The organism is Amycolatopsis pretoriensis, assembly GCF_900107925.1.
GTDB classification, from domain to species: domain Bacteria; phylum Actinomycetota; class Actinomycetes; order Mycobacteriales; family Pseudonocardiaceae; genus Amycolatopsis; species Amycolatopsis pretoriensis.
Genome location: NZ_FNUJ01000002.1, coordinates 240,578 through 256,115, shown reverse-complemented (window position 1 = coordinate 256,115; position 15,538 = coordinate 240,578). Strand labels below are relative to the sequence as shown.

The window sequence follows — 15,538 nt, the reverse complement described above, 5'->3', positions numbered from 1 at the left end:
ACGAGGACCGGTGATGGTCGTCCGATGAACGCTCCCCTGCGGGTCCGCCGCAAGACCGTGGTGGCCGACGGCGTGGTGACCCTCGAGCTGGCCGGCGGCGGCCGGGTGAAGGACTGGACGCCCGGCTCGCACCTCGACCTCGTCCTGCCTACCGGGCTGACCCGGCAGTACTCGCTCTGCGGGGATCGCTGGGACTCCGGGCACTACCGGATCGGGGTCCTGCGCGAGCCCGGCGGCCGGGGCGGCTCGGCGTACGTGCACGACGAGCTGGACGTCGGCGACGAGGTCGGCGTGGGCGGGCCGCGGAACAACTTCCCGCTGGTGCCGTCGCCGGAGTACCTGTTCGTCGCCGGCGGCATCGGGATCACGCCGCTGCTGCCGATGGTGCACCAGGCCGAGCTGCTCGGCGCGCGGTGGCGGCTGTTGTACGGCGGGCGGCACCGCGCGTCGATGGCGTTCCTCGACGACCTCGAAGCCCACGGCGACCGCGTCCTGGTCCGGCCGCAGGACGAGCACGGCCTGCTCGACCTCGCCGGGTTCCTCGGCGAACCGCGGCCGGACGTGAAGATCTACGCCTGCGGCCCCGCGCCGCTGCTGGACGCGATCGAGCGCGTCTGCGCGCCGTGGCCGCCGTACACCTTGCGCACCGAACGGTTCGTCGCCGACGCGGGAGAACCGGCGCGCAGCACGCCGTTCGAGGTCGAACTGGTCCGAAGTGGACTCCGCGTGACCGTGCCGCCGTCGGCCAGCGTGCTCGACGCGGTCGCCGAAGCCGGCGTCGAGGTCCTGTCCTCCTGCCGCCAGGGCACCTGCGGCACGTGCGAAACCGCGGTGCTCGCGGGACGTCCCGAGCACCGGGACGCGATCCTCGAGGACCACGAACGCGCGGCCGCCGACCGCATGTTCGTCTGCGTGTCCCGCTCACTGTCCGACCGGCTCGTCCTGGACTTGTGAGGTGCCATGACCATCGATCCGTTCAGCCACGCCGTCCTGGAGAACCCGCTGCCGCTGCACGCCGAGCTCCGCGACGCCGGCCCGGCCGTGTACTTGCCTCGCTACGACGTCTACGCCGTCGCCCGGTACGAGCAGGTGCACGCCGCGCTCACCGACTGGCAACGGTTCCAGTCCGCGGCCGGCGTCGGCTTGACGAACTTCCGGACCGGGAAGCCGTGGCGGCCGCCGAGCCTGCTGCTGGAGGCCGACCCACCCCGCCACGACGCGCCTCGCCGCGTGCTGAGCAAGGTGCTCGGTCCGCGCGCGCTCCGGCGGCTGCGTACACAGTGGACGGTCGACGCGGAAGAACTCGTCGACCAGGTGCTGGCCCGCGGCCCGCGGTTCGACGCCGCCGCCGACTTGGCGCACGTGTTCCCGCTGCGAGTGTTCCCCGACGCCGTCGGGCTTCCGGCCGAGGGCCGGGAAAACCTGCTGCCGTACGGCGACCACGCGTTCAACGCCTTCGGCGCGGACAACGACCTCGTCGCCCGGGGTGCGCCCCGGGTGGCGGAGCTGTCGGACTGGGTCGGCAGCCGGTGCCGGCGCGAAGTGCTTGCCCCAGAGGGGTTCGGCGCCGACATCTGGGCCGCGGCCGACCGCGGCGACATCACGCCGGAGCAGGCACCGCTGATCGTGCGGTCGCTGCTGACCGCCGGCGTCGACACCACCGTGCACGCGCTTTCCGCGCTGCTGCACGCCTTCGCCACGCACCCGGACCAGTGGCAGCGCCTCCGTGACAACCCGGCTCTCGCCCGGGTGGCTTTCGACGAGGCGGTGCGCTGGGAGTCCCCGGTCCAGACGTTCTTCCGCACGACGACCGCGGACGTGCGCATCGGCGACGTGCTCGTGCCCGCAGGCCGCAAGATCCTGATGTTCCTGGCCGCGGCCAACCGCGATCCCCGCCGCTGGGCCGACCCGGCCGCGTTCGACATCACCCGCGACCCCTCCGGCCACGTCGGCTTCGGCATGGGACTGCACCAGTGCGTCGGCCAGCACGTGGCCCGGCTGGAGGCGGAAGCTTTGCTCAGTGCCCTCGTCTCGCGGGTCCGCAAGATCGAGCCGGCCGGCGTGCCCGAACGGCACCTCAACAACACCCTGCGGGCGTGGAAGTCGCTGCCGGTCAGCGTGTCGGGCTGAGCCCGCGAAGTCAGCGCGGGGCCGCCGTGGTGCGCCGGGGGACCAGCTTGGGCGACAGCTTGATCTGGGCCGCCGGCCGGGCCGACCTGGTCAGCGAAATCGGGCCAAGAGTGGCGAAACTCGTGTTGTCGTAGTCGGCGAGGGAGAATGCTTCGGGAACGGACAGCCCGCTTCGCTGAGCGCGGTCAACACGCCCATCGCGACGATGTCGGCCTAGGGCAGCCTCCCGGCGCTGCCGGACACGGGGTTCAAACCGGACCCGTCGCTGACCGAGCTGTCGACGTACATCGGCCAGAACAGGACGGTCCCGTTCATGGACCAGCTGTGGCCGAACCCCGAAGGCCCGGCAGACGATGCTCACCGGGATTCAGGAGGTGTTCAGCAAGCAGTCGACCCCGGAGAAGGTCCTGGCTTCGATGGACGCGGACTACAAGTCCGGCGCGTGAAGGGTTGCCGGGTTTCGGCGTGTCCAGGCGGCCCTTTGGGGGATTTCCTTCGCGAAGCTAAACGTTAGTCTGTCGGCATGATCAAGCGCACGGTTCTGGACGCCACTCGCGAATTGCTCCGCGAACTCGGCCTCACCACGATTTTCGGCAACCCCGGCACCACCGAAGTCCCCTTCCTGACCGATTGGCCGGACGACTTCACCTACGTCCTCGGCTTGCAGGAGGCCGCCGTCGTGGCGATGGCCGATGGCTATGCCCAAGCCACTCGCGAGGCCGTCCTGGTGAACCTGCACTCCGCCGGCGGGGTCGGGCACGGGCTCGGCAACCTCTTCAACGCCTACCGCAACCGGACTCCGCTGATCGTCGTCGCGGGACAGCAGACCCGGTCGCTCCTGCCGCACGATCCCTTCCTCGGCGCCGTCGACGCGCCGGGTTTCCCCAAGCCCTACGTGAAGTGGTCGATCGAGCCCGCCACCGCCGAGGACGTCCCCGCCGCGCTGGCGCGGGCCTACCACGTCGCGACGCAGGCGCCGACCGGTCCCGTCTTCGTCTCCGTTCCCGCCGATGACTGGACCGCGACCACCGAGCGGCCCATCATCTCCCGGCCCCGGATCCGGGGCTACGCACCGGATCCCGAGTCCATCGGCGAACTCGCCGCCGCTCTCGCCGCCGCCGAACGGCCGGCGATCGTCGTCGGGGGAGCGGTCGACCAGGATCGCGCCGTCGGGGAGACCGTCGCGCTGGCCGAACGGCTCAACGCCGGCGTGTGGGTCGCGCCGATGTCGTTCCGCAGCTCGTTCCCCGAGAACCACCCGCTGTTCCAAGGGTTCCTGGACCCGGAACGCGGCGTGGTCGCCGACAAGCTCGCCGCGCACGACCTCGTCCTCGTGCTCGGTGCGCCCGCGTTCACCTACCACGTCGACCGCGGGCGCGGGGAAACCCCGCTGCCGCCGCTGTTCATCATGAGCGACGACGAGCAGCTCCTCGCGCGTGCCTTCGAAGGCACCGGCATCCGGGCGACGTCCAAACTGGGCGTTCGCGCCCTGCTCGACGCGGTCGGCGAGACCACGCGTCCCGCTCCGGCGCCGCTCGCGCGGCCCGCGAAGCCGGCCGGCGACGCACTCACCGCGGAGTACGCCTACTCGACCCTCGCGAACCTGTTGCCGGACAACGCCATCGTCGTCGAGGAGGCACCCAGCCACCGCGGCGCCCTGCACGACCACTTCCCGATCACCTCGACCGACACCGGCTTCCTGACCACGGGCAGCGGCTCCCTCGGCTACGGCGTGCCGGCCGTGGTCGGCGCGGCGCTCGCGCGGCCGGATCGCCAGGTCGTCGGGGTGATCGGCGACGGGTCGAGCATGTACGGCATCCAGGCACTGTGGACCGCGGCGAAGCACAACCTGCCGGTGACCATCGTGATCCTCGACAACTCGCAGTACGCGGCGGTCCGCCTCTTCGGCGACTCGATCGGCGGTGGCAAGCTGCCCGGCACCGAGCTCGGTGGCATCGACTTCGCGGCGCTGGCGTCGAGCATGGGCTGTCAGGGCGTGACGATCTCGGAACCGTCGGGCCTGGTCCCCGGTCTCACCGCGGCTCTCCAGGACTCGCGCCCGACGCTGGTGCACGTCCGCGTGATCTCGGCGGAGGAATCGCCTTACTGAGTCCGCAAACGACTTCGTCCGGGGTGCGGTCCACAGTGGACCGCACCCCGGACGAAGTCCGGACTACAAGAATTAGTCGGTCTGCGGGGCGATCATCTGCGTGGCGTCCACCGGCGAGGTGATCGCGCCCATCTGCAGCATCAGATCGGGCACGCGCTGGATGCGCCGCGGGTCGAGCTTGACGCCGAAGCTGGGCAGGCCGAGCAGCTTGGCGGAGTCTTCGTCGATCTTCGCGTACTTGACCAGCAGCGGCTCGATCTTGGACCGGTCCTTGTTCATTTCACTGGTGGCCTTCTGCAGGGCGCGCTGGAAGGCCGCGAGGGTCTTCGGGTTCGCCTGCACCCACTTGCGGGTCGAGCCGTAGCCCGACAGCGGGAAGTCCTGCGTGGCACCGGTGTTGACGTCGATCACCGGGATGGCGCCGGCGGTTTTCGCCGTCTGCGTGAGGAAGGGCTCGGGCAGCAGGGCCGCGTCGACCTGACCCGACTGCAGGGCCGCCCCGACGTTCGGGAAGGGCATCTGGACCCAGGTCACCTTGTTGATGTCGACGCCGTGGTCCTTCATCAGGGACTTGGCCAGCAGGTCGCTCGCCGTGTTCTTGGCCGTCATCGCGATCCGCTTGTTGCCCAGGTCGGTGACCGTCTTCACCGGCGAGTTCGGCACCGTGACGATCGCGACCGACTTCGGGCTGACCGAGGTCGCGTCCGCGACCAGCTGGAGGTCCGCCGCACCAGTGGCTTTCGCGACGAAGAAAGGCATGTAGCTCGAGATCGAGATGTCGGTTTCGCCGGAAACCGCTTTCGTCATCGCCGCCTGGCCGCTCGCGGCCACGATGGCCTCCACCTCCAGGCCTTCGGCCTTGAAGTAGCCGGCGTCTTGCGCCAGCCACAGCGGCGCGGTGTCGACCGTGGGCAAGATCGCGACCTTGATCTTCGGCTTCTCGAGGTTGCCGCCGCCGTTCGATGCGCCGTCCGAGCTGTCAGAACCGAGCGCGCTGCAGCCGCTGAGGGCGGTGACGGCGGCGACGGTGAAGGCGAGCCCGAGCGCGGCGCGGCGAGTGCGAACCCGGCGACGGCTCATGGCATTTCCAAGCAAGACCTGCTCCTAGGTGGAGGATGTGGCAATCGGCAGACCGACGCCAAGGGAGGTGTGTGACTCATTCGGTGGAATCACGCGGGCCACTGTAGAGGCGGTGACTGTTCGCTCACAACGGGTGGGATCATCAATCATCAGAGTGATCTGCGTCACTCTCCCGGCCTATGGTCTAAGTCCGCTGCTCCACACGCCGTAATCGCTCACCGAGCGTCAGATCAAGATCCGGAATACGGGAAGAAAGCTGTGAGGACGAGCGTCCCGTGTGGAGTGATCCGCACGAGGTGTTCCCTTGGGATGTCCCGAATTCTGTTGTGATCGCACAGGAATCGCCGCGTCGAAATCGTCGATCATGAGCAAGGAAGTGACACCTGAGGCTTGCCCGTCGCAGAATGGCCGGCCGATCGACGGGCCCTGGCAGCGGATCTCGGGGCATGACTAAGGTATCGGCGTTCGCTCGATTCCGGTGCGTTGACGGTTCGGACTAGGTCGAGAGTGGACACCCAGGGGCGGCCTCTTCCACCGAGGAGGCCGCCCCGCCTAGCCTCGAAGGTATGAGAATCGGCGAACTGGCCAAGCGCACGGGCGTGAGTTCGCGCTCGCTGCGTTACTACGAAGCTCAGGGCCTGCTGACCAGCGTGCGTTCCGAAGCCGGGCAGCGGCACTATTCCGACGCCGAAGTCGAGCGCGTGTCGCTCATCCGGCAGCTGTTCGACGCGGGGATGTCCAGCCGGGTGATCGCGGCCGTGCTGCCGTGCGTCGAGACCCCGGGCGACCCGGACGTCGTCGAATCGGCGTTCGCGACGATGGCGCGCGAGCGCGATCGGATCGACGCCGACATCGCCCGTCTGATGGCGGCGCGGAACGCACTCGACGTCGTGATGGCGGCCAACCGGCGGCACCAGGAGGAGCTGGTGGCCGGGCCTGCCTGACGCTGTGACCCGTGCCTCAGCGGGTTGCCCCTGACACCGGTGTGAACGGTGAAGATGGCCGCGGGGCCCGGAAACGCCGGGCCGGTCACCCGGGAGGCAGCGGAAAATGGGACAGGCATGGGGTTTCGGCCGGCACGGCGGACCCGAGGTGCAGGAGTTCTTCGATCGCCCCGATCCCGCCCCCGCGGCCGGCGAGGTGCTGATCCGGGTCGACGTCGCCGGGGTCAACCCCCTCGACCACCTCCTGCGCGCGGGCCTGGTCCCCGGGCTCGACGGCGGGCGTCCGTTCCCCCGCGTGCTCGGCATGGAGGCCGCGGGGACCGTGCTCGCGCTGGGAGAGGACGTCGACGGGCTCGACGTCGGCGACGCGGTCTTCGGCTTCGCGCTCACCGGCGGCGGCACCTACGCCGAGACGACGCTGCTCTCGGCCCCGAACACCGCTCGCGTCCCGGCGGGCCTGTCGGCCACCGCGGCGGCGACGCTGCCGGTCGCGGGGACGACCGCGGTGGACGCGCTCGACCAGCTCGGCCTGCCGGCCGGCGCCACGATCCTGGTCAACGGAGTCGGCGGCGGGGTCGGCCTCGCGGTCGCCCGCTTGGCCGCCGCGCGCGGGTTGCGGGTGCTCGGCACCGGCAGTGCGGCCAAGCGCGAGCACGCCGAAGCCGCCGGGGCGCGGTTCCTGGACTACACCGCCGAGGACGTCGTCGCCGCGGCTCGTGACCTGGTTCCGGGCGGCTTCGACGGGATCGTCGACCTGGTCGGTGGCGCGTCCGTGCGGGCGGTCGCCCCGCTGGCGCGCGAGCCGCACACCGTCATCGCCGTGGGGGACCCGTCGGTGACCGAAGTCGGTGGCCGGTCTGTCGAGCGGCGCCTCGACCGCGCCAACCTGGAGCGTGCCGCCCGGCTGGCGCTCGACGGGGTGCTCGCCCCGGTGATCACCGCGGTCCACCCGTTGTCCGATGCCCCGGCCGCGCTCGCGACGGTCGAGAACGGACACCCCGCGGGCAAGGTCGTCATCAAGGTGACTTGAGCCGCGCGCCGGGGTCCTCGTGGAGGGAGAGGTAGACGGCGCGGACCGCCAGGGTGCGTTCGATCTCGTCGATGATCGGCGCGAAGAACTGCTTGCGGTGCTCGGTGTCGCTCATCGACGTGACCGCGAAGTACATGCTGCCGAACCCGGCGAGCAGGGTGGCGTTGCGCAGCAGGGCGACCGGAACGCCGGGCAGCAGCGGCGAGATCGCCGGCTTCGCGCCGATCCACTGCTCGGCCGCGGCCGGCGTCACGATGATCACGCCGAGCAGGACGAAGAAGGCGAACAGGGCGAGGCCGATGACCGCGGCTTGGACGAGCTGGCGGGTGGCGAGCATGAGCAGCAGGTTGCGCTTCTGCCGCCCGTTGAGGCTGACCGCGCGGACGGGTGCGTCGATGGTGACGGCGGCCAGCGGCGTGCCGGCGCACGCGGCGGTCAGCATCGGCGGACTGAAGTCCTGTTCGACGCGGCCGATCTCCTCGCGCAGGCGAGCGGCCGCGGCCAGGACCGTGACCGCGCCGAAGAGGGCGACGACCAGGGCGAGGCGCCACCAGGCGAGCTGGTTCATCAGCTGCCACAGCTCGCCGGTGAAGAAGAGGAACAGGGTGACGAACAACAGCACCGGCAGCGCCCGGCCGAGCACCTGGACGCTGTTGCGGAGGTCGGTGATCGCCTGCCGGATGGCTTGGCGCAGCAGCGTGCCGAAGCCGTAGGTGGTGGCGAGGTAGGTGGCCGCGAAGACGGCGGCGAAGAACACGAGGAACGCGAGAACGCCCAGCGCGCGGGCACCCGGCAGGGTGATGTCCCCGTCGACGGCGAGCTGCAGCAGCGGCACGGCGATCGGCATCACGGCGTAGGCGGCCAGGATGGCGATGGTCGCGGGCCGCGAGAAGCGGGGGAGACGCCGCACGAACAGCGAGATCGTCACCCAGGCGGCGATCGTCACGGCGACGACGACGCCGAGCAGCACCCACCGCCCCGAGCCGGCGGTCTTCAGCGGGACGAGCCACGCGAGGCTGGCAAGCATGACGAAGGCGAGAGCGGGCAGCATCCGGGGCAGGACGTGCTCGGCGAAGCCGTACCCGGCGATCATCGTCGGGGTCCCGCGCCGCAGGAACCAGCGTTCGGTCCGCTGGACCCGAGCCCGGGGCGAGGAGGTCGGCATGGACAGATGATCCCCGGCGGTTCCGGTCCGCGTTCGCTCGGCCCGGCCGGCTCGGGCCGCTACCGGTGACCGGGTCGGTGAACCCCTTTCACCGCAACGAATTCAGGAAATCCGCGCCGAAGTCGTGGTCGTCGTCATCGTCGTCGTCCGGGGGCGGCTGCGACAGGTCGAGCGCCGCGAGTGCGGCGATCTCCGCCCGCGTCCTGCCTTCGGCCTCTTCGACGGCCGCCTGCCGGTCGGCTTCGGGGAGGGCGTTCCACGCGTCGATCTCCGCGTGTGCCGTGTGGAGGGTCTTCTCGCTCAGGTACGACCGGTAGAGCAGGTCCTCCGGCTTCGCCCGGCCGGCCAGCACGTCACGGGCGAAGTCGGCCAGGTCGCCGTCGCCGCGCGCCAGCAGGGCCAGCTGGTTGTGCCTCGCACGCCGGCCCTGCTCGGTGCGCCACGGTGAGATTTCCACGTCAGACCCCCGGGTGCTTGTAGGGCTCGCCGGGCCAGGCCTGGGCGGCGATTTCGCCGTTGCCCGCCACCAGCTCGGACACCGACGCGACCGTGTGCGCCAGCGTGGTGAGCGTGTCGATGGCGGCGCGCAACGGGCTGGCCTCGGCCAGGATGCCGGCGATGGCCTGGCGCACGGACTCGCCGTCGCTGAGGCCGACGATGCCGAGCAGCGCCAGCTCCAGCGCCTTCCCGATCTTCAGCACCTTGCTGAGCGCCGAGTCCAACAAGGACTCGAGGGCGAAGTCGAGTGCCTGCATGGCGTCGTAGGCCGCGCGGGCGAAGTTCTTGATCTTCCAGCCGGCTTCGGTGCAGAACTTGGCGTGCGCGGCGCAGGCGTACGAGAAGTCCGTGAGCCAGGCGCGCGCCGCTTCCCCGGCGTGCCCGGTCCAGCGGTCCTGGATGCCGAGCCGGCCGCGGTCGACGTTCTGCTTGATCTTGCCGAACGCGAGCCCGGTGTCCTCGAACACCATGCCCTGGCGCAGCAGCAGGTCCCAGTCGCCGGTCACCAGCTTCTCGACCACCGTCAGCAGGTCGGTTCCGATGATCTTCGTCAGCAGCCCGCGCACCGGCCCGGAGATCGCCGCCCCGCCCGCGATCTTGTCCGCGATGCGCTGGAGCTCGATGTTCCAGCCGCCGAACGCGTCCTCGGCCGGGTTGAGCGACCCCGGGTACGGCTCGAGGGTCCGGGGGTTGAGGGACGCGTTGTCGAAGTCGGTGAAGGCTGCGGCGGTTTCCGGGGAGACGACGTCGTCGGCGGCGATCCGCTCGGAGTGCGCGTCCGGATAGGACCGGTCGGCCTTCGCCGCGGCCTCGTGGTCGGTCTCGCGGTACAGCTTGGCCACGGCGACGAGCGCGGTGTCGAAGGCGTCGGCCAGCGACTCGGCCTTGCGGTCGTTGGCGAGGCAGAGCGCCTGCCACTGGTCGAGCGGCTGGGCGAGGAGGTTGACCAGCAGCCCTTCGCCCAGCTCGTTCGGGCCATCGGTGGCCGCGGCCGCGTAGAGGCCGGCCGCGGAGCCCACCCGCCCGGCGAGCGCGCCGAGCTTCCGGATCGCGTCCGGGTCGGCCTGGAAATCGGTGCTGATGGTCGTTCCTCCGGGTCGCGTGTTCGGGCGGGGGTGCACGCTCGAGTGGCTGGGGCGGTTTAGTGCCGGTGCCCGTCCTCGGACGCCGACCGCCTCCGCCGCAGCAGACTCGCCGCGGCGGCTGCCGCCGACGCCGCACCCAGCCCGCCGAACGCGACGATCACCGTCACCGTGCCACCGGTCAGCTGCGGCGGATCGCAGGTGAGCTGTCCGACACGCTCGTACGCGCACCAGGACAATCCACCTCGGGGCGAGGAGACGACTTCCGGCGCCGCGCCCAGCGCGCGCTCGGCCGACCACCACACCAGGCCCGCCGCTGCCATCAGCACCACGCCCGACACCGCGAGAAACACCCGCAGCCACCCGCGCACGCACTCACCCCCTGGACGATGACACCGTGCATCCTATCTGACACGGAGGGTCATGCTCGGCCCGCAGCTCGCCGGTCAGCGGGTGGTGGCCGGGTGGTGGACGCTGAGCTCGCCGTAGGCCGGCAGCGCCCGGGTCAGGTCGGTGGAGGCACCTCGGAGAACGGTGTCCAGGAAGGCGAGAGTGGCCGCGGCGACGACCCGCGGGCTCTCGGTGCGGCCCAGCGACCCGACGATCGAAGGCACCGGTGGCAGGTACAGCGGGCCGTCGGTGAACGTGAGGTGGGCCGCGCCGGGGATGGTGAGCCGGTAGCCCGGCGCGGTGCCGCGGTCGAGGACCTCGGTGAGGCGGGGCAGGTAGCGCGGGTCGGTCGCCGGGGTGATGGCCTGGGTGAGCACGAGCGCCGGCCGGTCGAGGGCGGGCGACACCGGGCCGTGCGGGTAGCCGTCCAGGTCGATGACGGCCGCGAACCGGTGGTCCCGCCGGACGGCCTGCAGGGCGGCCGCGCCACCCAGGGAGTGCCCGGTCGCGGCGACCCGGGCGGTGTCCAAGCGTCCGGTCAGCGGGTCGTCACCCCGGTCCAGCTCCGTCAGCCGGGTGAGGACGAAGCCGAGGTCGGCAGCGCGGACCGCGGTCCAGCCGGCCGCCAGCTCCTCGTCCTTGTCCCGGTCGCCGCTGGAGACGGTCTCGGTGGTGATCGTCCGGCCGTCGGCGAGGACGACGGCGGCCGAGTCGTACGGGTGGTCGAGGGCGGCGACCACGTAGCCATGGCTGGCCAGTTCCTCCGCCCACGCGGTGTTCTGGGTGCGCACTCCGCCGGACCCGGGGGAGAACAAGACGATCGGAAACCTTCCGCGGGCCACCGGGGCGTCGAAGACCGACCGGCTGCGAGCGCGCGGGACGTCGTCCAGCAGGAACCCCGGCAGGCCGGTTCCGGCGGCGAGGGCTTCGGAGACGGTGCGTGCTTCGCCCTCCGTACGCCCGAGGTAGGGCGCCCGCGGTGCGTCCGCGGGGCTGCTCTGCGCGGGGTACCAGAGCTGGACCACGACCGTGCGCCGGTCGTCGGGATCGGCGGTGAAGGTCTCGGGGCGCAGCGGGTCGGTCCACTGCAGCACGCGGGTGCCCACCGCGAAGGTGCCCGAGGGTTCGGGGAACACGGGAACGGGGAAGGCCCAGGCGGCCACGGCACCCGTGGTGATCAGCCCGGCGCAGGCCACCGTTCCCGGCAACGCGAGCCACCAGCGGGCCCGTCGGCCGGGACGACGTCGCAGCACCGGGGCGAAAACGAACGGCGCGGCGAGGGCGGCACCCGCCAGTACCGGCAGCAGCTGCCAGCGGAGCCCCGTCACCGACAGCACGATCGCGGACGCCAGGAGAACGGCCCCCGCCGCGATCGTGGCGCGTGAGCGGGCGGCGGGCGGGAGCCAGCGCGCCGCCACCAGCGCGACGGCGCCGAGCAACGCCAGGATTTCCAGGAGGGACAGGTTCAGCCCCGTGATGATCTCGGTCACCCGGCCATCCTCGGCGCGGGGGAGGCCCGGCCACATCGCTCCGCGGTCGGCTTCCCGGTGCGACGGCGGTGGCAACCGAGCCGGCCGGATCGGCGGCCGGGTTGCGACCGTGGGAGGTGGTGGAACTCCTCCTCAGGTCGCATCCCGGCCGGACGCGATCAGACGCCGGGCTCATGTGCGGGGCGGTGCCCACGGCCTAGCATGGCGAGACCGGGTACACGCCGTGTCCCCGGCTCCGGGGCTGGAACGGCAGGAACGTGCGATGACCGAGGTGGCGGCCGGCGGACCGGTTCTGAAACGGTTGGCGCGCAAGGCTTTCCGGCTGCCGCCGGTCGTGCGGGGTGCGCTGCTGCCGGCGCTCCTGCTGCTCAACGTCGTGACCACCCGGCCGCCGCGCGAACTGCCGGTGGCCGTGCTCTTCACCGTCGCCCTCGTGCTGCCCCTGGTGTGGCGGCACCGCGCCCCGCGCACGGTGTTCGGCGCCGTGGCGGCGGTGGCCTTGGTCCACTGGCTGCTGGACGTCCAGCTGCCGGCCGACATCGCCTTGCTGGTGGCGCTCTACACGGTGGCCGTGCACGCGGGCCTGCGTGACACCCTGGTCGCCGGGGCCGTCCTCGAGACCGGAGGCCTGCTGGCCTGCCTGCGCTGGGCCACCGACGGCGCGTTCCTCACCCCGTTCGTCGCCGTCACCGCGATGATCGTCGCCGTCGGCGTCCTCGGCGTGCACGTGCGGACCCACCGCGCCTACCTCGCGGTCGTCGAGGACCGGGCCGTGCGCCTGGAGCGGGAACAAGACCAGCAGGCGCGGGTGGCCGTCGCCGAAGAGCGGACGCGGATCACCCGGGAGATGCACGACATCGTCACCCACAACCTGTCCGTCATGGTCGCGCTCACCGACGCCGCCGTCTACGCGCAGCACCGCTCGCCCGGCAAGGCCACCACCGCGATGCTGCGGACCGCCGAGACGGGCCGCCAGGCCCTGACCGACATGCGGCGGTCCCTGGGTGTCCTGCGCACCGGCGAACCGGACGCGCTGCGCCACCCGCTGCCCGGGATCGCCCAGCTGAGCACCCTCGCCGACCGGATGCGCGCCGCCGGGCTGCCGACCCGGATCGAGGTCCGCGGCGGCCACACCCACGTACCCGCCACCGCGCAGCTGACCGTCCACCGCCTGGTCCAGGAAGCCTTGACCAACACGCTCAAGCACACCCCGGCCGGCACCCGCGCCGAGGTCCGGGTCGAGTGCACGACCGGGACCGTCACCGTGGACGTCACCGACAGCGGCCCTCGCCCGCCTGCCCCCGGGTCCGGCCACGGCATCACCGGCATGCGCGAGCGCGCTGCCGCCTATGGGGGGACAGTGCGGGCCGGACCGCTGCCGGGCGGCGGCTGGGGCGTCCACACCCGCCTGTTCCTCGCCGGCGGCGGAGTTGTGCCCGCATGACGATCCGCGTCCTGATCGCCGACGACGAAGCGCTGCTGCGCATGGCTTTCGGCACGGTTCTGGAGGCCCAGCCCGACATGGCACCGGTCGGCGAAGCCGAAGACGGCGCCCAGGCCGTCCGCCTCGCCCGGGAACTGCGCCCCGACGTCGTCCTCATGGACGTCCGGATGCCCGGGACCGACGGGATCGAGGCGACCCGGCAGGTCATCGGGACCTGCCCGCAGACCCGGGTGCTCATCCTCACCACCTTCGACCTGGACGAATACGCCTTCGCCGGGCTCAAGGCCGGAGCCTCGGGGTTCCTGCTGAAGAACACCAGGCCCGAGGAACTGCTCGCCGCGATCCGCCACGTGGCCGCGGGGGACGCGGTGGTCTCCCCGCGGATCACCCGCCGGCTGCTGGAGACGTTCCGCCCGCACCTGCCCGACGGCAGCGCCGGACACGACGAGCGGCTGAGCCGGCTCAGCGCGCGTGAGCACGAGGTGCTCGTCCAGGTGGGCGCCGGCCTGTCCAACTCCGAGATCGCGGCCACCCTGTACCTCGCGGAGGCGACCGTGAAGTCGCACCTGGGGCGGATCCTGCAGAAACTCGAGCTCCGCGACCGGATCCAGGCCGTGATCTTCGCCTACGAGAGCCGCCTCATCCACCCGGCGTGACCCGGCAGAAGACGTCGTGCGCCGGGCGGTGACCGGTGGCGAGGTAATCGCTCACGGCGTCGTTGCCGCACTGGTTCGAGCCGTTGAGGTAGGCGACGTGACCACCCTGGTCGGCCGTCACGAGCCGGGCGCGGTCGCCGAACGCCGCGCGCAGGCGGAGGGCTCCGGGCATCGGCGTGGCCGGGTCGCGGAGGTTCTGCAGCATCAGCACGTTCGCCGGGCCGCGGCCGGTGATCCGCACCGGCGGCTCGACGGGGGACGGCCAGAACGCGCACGGCCGGATGTTGGCCGCGTAAGGCCCGTACATGGGGTAGCGGACGCGATCGACCGCGACGGTGCGCTGGTAGGTCGCCACCGCTTGCGGCCACCGGGAATCGCCGCACACCACGGCGAGGTAGCCGGCCGCGAAGTTGTCGGAGCCCGCGTCGGTGCCGGCAGCCGCGGCCACCGGCTCGCCGACGTCGAGCTGGTGCCACAGCTTCGCGAGGGCGGGCAGGGCGACGTCCGCGCGGAGGAGCGCCGCGGTGATGGTGCGGAACGTCGTGCCGTCGTAACCCTGCGCCGGAACCCGGTCCAGCCGCTCGGCCAGCTCGAAGTACTTCGCCCGTACCGCCGCCGGAGTGGCGCCCAGGCCGTACCGCGCCGGGTCGGCCGCGGCCAGCTTCGCGAAGTCGGGGAACCGGATTTCGAAGCCCAGACCCTGGCTGCGCAACGCCTCGGCGTCGTAGCCCTCCGGTCCGAGGCTGCTGTCCAGCACGATCCGGTCGCTGCGCTGCGGGAAGAGCGTCGTGTACACCGCGCCGAGGTAGGTCCCGTAGGAATCACCGTAGTACGACAGCTTCGGCTCGCCCAGGGCCACCCGGATCCGGTCCATGTCGCGTGCGGTGTTCGCGGTGGTGATGAACGGCAGCGCCGACGCCGTCTTCGACGTCAGGCACTGCTGCGCGACGGTCTTCGCGGCCTCGGCCGCCTTCGTCACGTCCGCCGGCCGGTACGGGAAGGGCGGGTTCACGCTCTCCACGGTCTGCTTCGGCGTCAGGTCACACGTCACCGGGGCGCTGTGGCCGATCCCGCGCGGGTCGAACCCGATCACGTCGTAGGCGTCACGCACCGGCTGCGGCAGTCCCGCCTCCACCAGCGACGCCGGGAAGCCGAGGCCGGTCAGGCCCGGGCCGCCCTGGTTGACCAGCAGGACGCCGCGGCGCTGCGCCGGCTTCGCGCTCGCCAGCCGAGACAGCGCGACGCTGATCTTCGGCCCGTCCGGGTGGCGGTAGTCCAGCGGTACGTCGAGCGTCGAGCACCGCAGGCCGGGCTTGGCGACGTCGGCCGGGCACGGTCCCCAGGTCACCGGTGTCCCCTCGGTGGCGTCCGCCGCGGACACTCCCGACACCATCGCCGCCGCGGCGAGCGCCGCCGGCAAGATCCTCTTCATCGGTTCCATGGCATTCACCGCACCACCGGCGCGCCGGGACGACCCCTGCCATCTGTCATGGGGCGGCTCGCGCACCCCGTGCCTAAG

At 71.8% G+C, this 15,538-nt stretch carries 14 protein-coding genes; 7 read left to right on the top strand and 7 right to left on the bottom strand.

Annotated elements, in window-relative coordinates; genetic code table 11:
* Positions 1–24 precede the first annotated feature (24 nt).
* The 3 genes from BLV96_RS08095 (at position 25) to mdlC (ending at position 4,240) form a co-directional block, all read left to right on the top strand.
* A complete protein-coding gene (locus BLV96_RS08095) occupies positions 25–954 on the top strand; it encodes a PDR/VanB family oxidoreductase (protein WP_086674243.1) in 930 nt (309 codons plus the stop codon).
* A 6-nt stretch (positions 955–960) separates the two neighbouring features.
* Complete coding sequence (locus BLV96_RS08090) at positions 961–2,130, top strand: cytochrome P450 (protein WP_086674242.1); 1,170 nt, start codon at positions 961–963, stop codon at positions 2,128–2,130.
* A gap of 523 nt (positions 2,131–2,653) precedes the next feature.
* Positions 2,654–4,240, top strand: coding sequence for a benzoylformate decarboxylase (mdlC, locus tag BLV96_RS08075; protein WP_086674241.1), 1,587 nt, complete (start codon positions 2,654–2,656; stop codon positions 4,238–4,240).
* A 72-nt stretch (positions 4,241–4,312) separates the two neighbouring features.
* Here the strand turns inward: mdlC and BLV96_RS08070 are convergent, their stop codons facing one another.
* Positions 4,313–5,320: an ABC transporter substrate-binding protein gene (locus BLV96_RS08070; RefSeq protein ID WP_086674240.1), complete on the bottom strand. Its 1,008-nt coding sequence runs from the start codon at positions 5,318–5,320 to the stop codon at positions 4,313–4,315.
* A gap of 566 nt (positions 5,321–5,886) precedes the next feature.
* On the opposite strand from BLV96_RS08070, the gene BLV96_RS08065 reads away from it, so the two are divergent.
* Together BLV96_RS08065 and BLV96_RS08060 are read left to right on the top strand one after the other, a co-directional pair.
* Positions 5,887–6,264 (top strand): MerR family transcriptional regulator, encoded by a 378-nt coding sequence (locus BLV96_RS08065; RefSeq protein ID WP_086674239.1) that lies wholly within the window; start codon positions 5,887–5,889, stop codon positions 6,262–6,264.
* Positions 6,265–6,370: 106 nt separating this feature from the next.
* Positions 6,371–7,294: a quinone oxidoreductase family protein gene (locus BLV96_RS08060; RefSeq protein WP_086674238.1), complete on the top strand. Its 924-nt coding sequence runs from the start codon at positions 6,371–6,373 to the stop codon at positions 7,292–7,294.
* Here BLV96_RS08060 and BLV96_RS08055 read toward each other — a convergent pair.
* The 5 genes from BLV96_RS08055 to BLV96_RS08035 all read right to left on the bottom strand — a co-directional run bounded on the left by BLV96_RS08055 (position 7,281) and on the right by BLV96_RS08035 (position 11,919).
* Positions 7,281–8,459, bottom strand: coding sequence for a hypothetical protein (locus BLV96_RS08055; RefSeq protein WP_086674237.1), 1,179 nt, complete (start codon positions 8,457–8,459; stop codon positions 7,281–7,283). The genes BLV96_RS08060 and BLV96_RS08055 overlap by 14 nt on opposite strands.
* 88 nt (positions 8,460–8,547) lie before the next feature.
* Positions 8,548–8,916 (bottom strand): hypothetical protein, encoded by a 369-nt coding sequence (locus BLV96_RS08050; RefSeq protein ID WP_086674236.1) that lies wholly within the window; start codon positions 8,914–8,916, stop codon positions 8,548–8,550.
* Between the two features lies 1 nt (position 8,917).
* Complete coding sequence (locus tag BLV96_RS08045; protein ID WP_086674235.1) at positions 8,918–10,078, bottom strand: hypothetical protein; 1,161 nt, start codon at positions 10,076–10,078, stop codon at positions 8,918–8,920.
* A gap of 20 nt (positions 10,079–10,098) precedes the next feature.
* Positions 10,099–10,410: a hypothetical protein gene (locus BLV96_RS08040; protein WP_086674234.1), complete on the bottom strand. Its 312-nt coding sequence runs from the start codon at positions 10,408–10,410 to the stop codon at positions 10,099–10,101.
* A gap of 75 nt (positions 10,411–10,485) precedes the next feature.
* Positions 10,486–11,919, bottom strand: coding sequence for an alpha/beta hydrolase family protein (locus BLV96_RS08035; RefSeq protein WP_244180097.1), 1,434 nt, complete (start codon positions 11,917–11,919; stop codon positions 10,486–10,488).
* A gap of 262 nt (positions 11,920–12,181) precedes the next feature.
* Between BLV96_RS08035 and BLV96_RS08030 the strand changes: the two genes are divergently transcribed.
* Positions 12,182–13,363 (top strand): sensor histidine kinase, encoded by a 1,182-nt coding sequence (locus tag BLV96_RS08030; protein WP_086674232.1) that lies wholly within the window; start codon positions 12,182–12,184, stop codon positions 13,361–13,363.
* Positions 13,360–14,019, top strand: coding sequence for a response regulator transcription factor (locus BLV96_RS08025; RefSeq protein WP_086674231.1), 660 nt, complete (start codon positions 13,360–13,362; stop codon positions 14,017–14,019). Before BLV96_RS08030 ends, BLV96_RS08025 begins: the two co-directional genes overlap by 4 nt.
* Here the strand turns inward: BLV96_RS08025 and BLV96_RS08020 are convergent.
* A complete protein-coding gene (locus tag BLV96_RS08020; RefSeq protein WP_086674261.1) occupies positions 14,003–15,451 on the bottom strand; it encodes an alpha/beta hydrolase in 1,449 nt (482 codons plus the stop codon). The two genes, BLV96_RS08025 and BLV96_RS08020, sit on opposite strands and share 17 nt — an antisense overlap.
* Positions 15,452–15,538 lie beyond the last annotated feature (87 nt).